Here is a 4,652-nt window from a genome sequence, read left to right as displayed (position 1 = left end):
TATTGACTAGAGTCATGCTCTGCCGGGATCCCTTCTTCGTCGAGTATTTTATCTGCTTGGATCCCACTAGGGCTGAGCTGGGTCGGCTGGCCCCCAAATGCGAATTGAGCCATCGGCGCCACCACTGAGAAGGGTCTGCCCATATCGCTGCGCGACGCTTCCGCGACCGGGGCCAAACAGCAAGACGCTCACCATCCAAGTCTGGCCGCCCAGGGTGCGCAACTGTTCTCCGCTGCGCAGATCCCAGAGCTTGATCTGGTGAGCGCGGTAATCGGTGCCGCTGGCGAGCAAGCGGCCATCAGGGCTGAGGGCAAGGGCGGCCAAGCCGGACAAAGTCTGGGGCAAGGTGCGCTCCAAGGATCCCGTGCCCAAGTTCCAGACCAAGATGCCACCGGTACTGCCAGCGAGCAAATAGCGGCCATCTGGGCTCAGAAGCACCTGCTCGATGGGGTAGTCGGCCTTTAGGGTTTCCAGCAAGGCCCCGCTGCCAGGATCCCAAAGGTGAACGGTGGGATCTCCATTGGCGGCCACCAAGATCCAAGGGGGGATCCCTTCAGATTGGTGGGAAGTATCCATACGGGTGGGTCTTGGGCCAAAGGCCACTGCTGTAATGCCAGCCCTCTGAGGGGTCTCCTGGGCGGCAGCAGTGGGAGGCGCCAGGGTGCGGATCAACTGGCCGTTGTCGGCCTGCCAAAGGCGGATGGTGCGGTCGGCGCTGCCACTGGCAATCCAACGACCATCGGGGCTAATGGCGACACTGTTGATCAACCCGGTGTGCCCTTGCAACTGCAGCCGCGCCAGCACATCCCCAGGCGAGAGAGCCGGATCCCCCAGGGTCGCCAGATCCCAGACCCGTACCGTCTTGTCTGCCCCCCCACTCACCAAAAAGGTACCATCTGGGCTGATGGCCAGTGCCTCAACGGATCCCTCGTGGCCTGCCCAGCTCTGGAGCAGTTGGCCAGCCTGGGGATCCCAAAGCCGGATCACGCCGTCGTCTCCCCCGGCAGCAAGGAGATTTCCATCCGGGCTGATGGCCAGAGCAGTGACGGCGACAGGGCCTTCCAGCGTAGCCTTGAGCTGCAAAGACTTGGCCCAGTCTGCCGGGTCGTTATCGCTACGCGACGCTTCCGCGACCGTGACGGCGGTGGGGACGGAGGCATGAGAACCGTTCTCGCGAGTAGGACGGAGTCCCAGGCCGTTGCGCTTTGCCGGGCCAGAGGATCCCGTTCTCGTGAAGGGGACAGAATCCTTGGGCTCCCCCCGCAGGCCAAGGTTCGCCCTCATCTGCCAGGCCCCTGCCACCGTCAACGCCAGCAAAGCCGCCAAGCTGCCTCCTGCCCAAACCGGTGGGATCCGGGGACGCGCCCGCAGCGATACCGGAGAACGCGGTGGGGTGGTTGGCTCCTGTAAGGGCTCGGCGGCGACAGGGCTGGGCTGGGACAGGAGTTCGGCGGCAGGGGGGCTCTCGGCGGGGGGCAAAGCCTGCAAAGCGGCCAGAGCTGCTGTTGCTGAAGGAAAGCACTGTTGTGGGTTGCAGCTCACCAAACGATCCAGAAAAGCAGCAAAAGGAGCGCTAGTAGAGGCCAGATCGTGCCAGCGCAACTCCCCCGTCAACGGGTCGCGAAACAGCTTCTGGGGCGGGATCCCGCAGAGGGCCTGCAGGGCAATCAGCCCAAGAGCATAGAGGTCGCTGCAATGCCTGGGGCCATAGGGGTTCCCGAAGCCAGAGCCGGAAAAAGCCAGACCCTGTTCCTCACCCCCCCACTTCAACAACACCCATCGGCCATCCGCCTGACGGTAGATCAAGCGAGAGGGCTGCAGGTTGCAGCAGCTCACCCCTTCCCCATTCAGGAAGGCCAAGGTTTGCAGCACATCCTGCAACAAGGCTCGTACCTCAGCCTCTGTCCAGTCGTGCCCCCAATGGCAGTGCATTTGGCGGGACGGAGTCGTTAGCTGGCCCCTCTCGGTTGCGTTACCTAGCAATAGAGCTTGTTCCAGGGTGGGCCCTTCAACCCATTCTTCCACCCAATAAAACTCCCCCTCTTGCTCAAAGTAGGCCAACAGGCGGGGGATACCCTCGTGGGATCCCAGGTGCTCCCGCAGCGCCACTTCTTGCTGAAAGAGATGCCGTAGCGAGGCGGAGTCCTCACTGTGTTCGCGGTGCGGAGCATTTTGGCCGGCCTGCCAGCGTTTGAGCACCACCCGAAGCCGCTCAGGATGATGGCTATCCTGTGCCAAGTAGGTTTGTCCGCTGGATCCCAGTGCTTCCAAGATCTGATAGCGGCCACCCAGGGTCTGCCCTACCATGGGGAGAGTGCGAACCTTTTCCTTCCGACCCATCATGCCATAGCGACGTGAGACTCAGGCTAACCGTTCACCCTTGCGTTCACGGTGCGGAGCGCCTGGGTGGGATAGAGTCCTCGCCGCATCAGTCCTCCACCGCCATGGCTGAGGTGAGCAGAGCAAAAAGCGAAAGGGGATCCCGACAGCCGCTTTCGGTCAACTTTCTCCCTGGAGCAGGCTGAGTTGCTCAGCGACCTGGGGGATGTTGTTGCAAAACCTGCTTCAAATAGCGCCCTGTATGGGATCCGGGGTGCTCAGCCACCCGTTCTGGAGTGCCAACGGCGATGATCTGGCCGCCGCGGTCGCCGCCCTCTGGCCCCAAGTCAATAATCCAATCAGCACAGCGGAGAATGTCCAGGTTATGCTCGATCACCAGCACGGTGTTGCCTGTATCCACCAGCCGTTGCAGGACGTTCAAGAGCTTGTGGACATCGTAAAAAGACAAGCCGGTGGAGGGCTCATCCAGCAGATAGAGGGTTTTGCCGGTGGAGCGGCGGGCCAGTTCTGCGGCCAGCTTGACCCGTTGCGCTTCCCCACCGGAGAGGGTAGGAGCTGGCTGGCCCAGCTTGATGTAATCGAGGCCCACATCGGCCAAGGTCTGCAGGATCTTGGCGGCAGGAGGCAGGGCAGCGAAAAACTCCAGCGCCTCCCCCACCGTCATATCCAGGACTTCGGCGATGTTCTTGCCCTTGTACCTGACCTGCAGGGTTTCGCGGCTGTAACGGCTGCCCCCGCAGACTTCGCAGGTGACGTACACATCGGGCAGGAAGTTCATTTCAATCACGTTCACCCCCTGCCCTTTGCAGGCTTCACAGCGCCCCCCCTTGACATTGAAGGAAAAGTGGCCGGATGGGTAGCCTCTGGCCTTGGCATCCAAGGTTTGGGCAAAGGTTTGGCGGATGGGATCAAACAAACCCGTGTAGGTGGCAGGGTTGGAGCGGGGGGTACGGCCAATGGGAGATTGGTCGATGACGATCACCTTGTCGATGTGTTCGATGCCCTCAAGTTCTCCCATCTCCGCGGGTTGGGGCACCTTGTGTCCAAGATGGTGCTGCAGGGCAGGGTAGAGCAATTCGTTGACCAAGGTGGATTTGCCGGAGCCGGAGACGCCTGTAACACAGACCAACTTGCCCAGAGGGATCTCCACATCGATGTGCTTGAGGTTGTTTTTGTGGGCATTGGTGAGCTTGAGGGCAACCGCTTTCCCAGCCCGCCGCTGCCCAGGGGTAGGGATCCGCAGCCGCCCCGAAAGATAAGCTCCGGTGATGGAGCGCTCGCAGGCCATGATGTCCGCCAGGGATCCCTGGGCCACCACTTCCCCCCCGTGGATGCCGGCCCCAGGGCCGATATCGACGATGTGGTCGGCGGCACGGATGGTTTCTTCGTCGTGTTCCACCACGATCAGCGTGTTGCCCAGATCCCGCAGGCGAAACAGGGTTTGCAACAGGCGCTCGTTGTCCCGCTGGTGGAGGCCAATCGAGGGTTCGTCCAACACGTAGAGCACCCCCGTCAAGCCGGAGCCCATCTGGCTGGCCAGCCGGATCCGCTGCGCTTCGCCCCCGGAGAGGGTCATGGCCGGGCGGGCCAGCGTTAGGTAGTCGAGGCCCACATCCACCAAAAACTGCAGCCGGGTTTTGATCTCCCGCAGCACCAGCTCGCCGATCTGCACTTGTCGCGGGGTAAGTTTCAACTGCTCCAGGCGGTGCAGGCAGTCGCGGATGGAGATCTCGGTGAGATCGGTAATGCGGTAGCCGCCGATGCGCACGGCCAGAGCTTCCGGCTTGAGACGGGATCCCCCACAGGCGGAACAGGGACGGTAGGTGAGGTAGGCTTCCAGCTTTTGCCGATAGATTTCGGAAGTGGTTTCCTGGTAGTGCCGCTGCAATTGGGGAATCACCCCCTCATAGCGGCGATAGTACCCCCGGCCTCGGTACTGAGATTCTACCTCGGCGATGTAGACCTCCTGGTCGGCGCCGTAGAGGATGATCTGCTGTTGCTGGGGGGTGAGATCACACCAGCGGCTGCTGAGGTCAAAGCCAAAAGCCTTGGCGGCTCCCGCCAACAAAGCCAGATAGTAGGGGTTCTCCCGCTCTGCCCAAGGGGCGATGGCCGCGTACAAGGGGAGCTTGGGATCGGGCACGATCCGCTCGGGGTCGAAGATGGGCTCAAAACCCAGCCCGTGGCAGACAGGACAGGCCCCAATCGGCGAGTTGAAGGAAAACAGGCGCGGCGACAGCTCGCCCATCACCGAACCGTGCTCCGGGCAGGCAAATTGCTCAGAAAAAATCAGCTCCGTTGGCTTGCTGTTC

Annotated in this window: 2 protein-coding genes; both read right to left on the bottom strand. The window is 61.9% G+C overall.

The window, feature by feature from the left end; genetic code table 11:
- Positions 1–66: 66 nt before the first annotated feature.
- Positions 67–2,307 carry a hypothetical protein gene (locus NW819_RS11175; RefSeq protein WP_414413785.1) on the bottom strand — a complete coding sequence of 747 codons (2,241 nt, stop codon included), beginning with the start codon at positions 2,305–2,307 and terminating at the stop codon, positions 67–69.
- 223 nt (positions 2,308–2,530) lie between these two features.
- Positions 2,531–4,652 (bottom strand): excinuclease ABC subunit UvrA (gene uvrA / locus NW819_RS11170; protein WP_414413784.1); only part of this gene is annotated, 2,122 nt, incomplete at its 5' end.

It is taken from the genome of Synechococcus sp. R8-2, from assembly GCF_047461715.1.
GTDB lineage: Bacteria > Cyanobacteriota > Cyanobacteriia > Thermostichales > Thermostichaceae > Thermostichus.
Note: the sequence above shows the minus strand (reverse complement) of the source record. Positions and strands in the feature narration are given on the sequence as shown.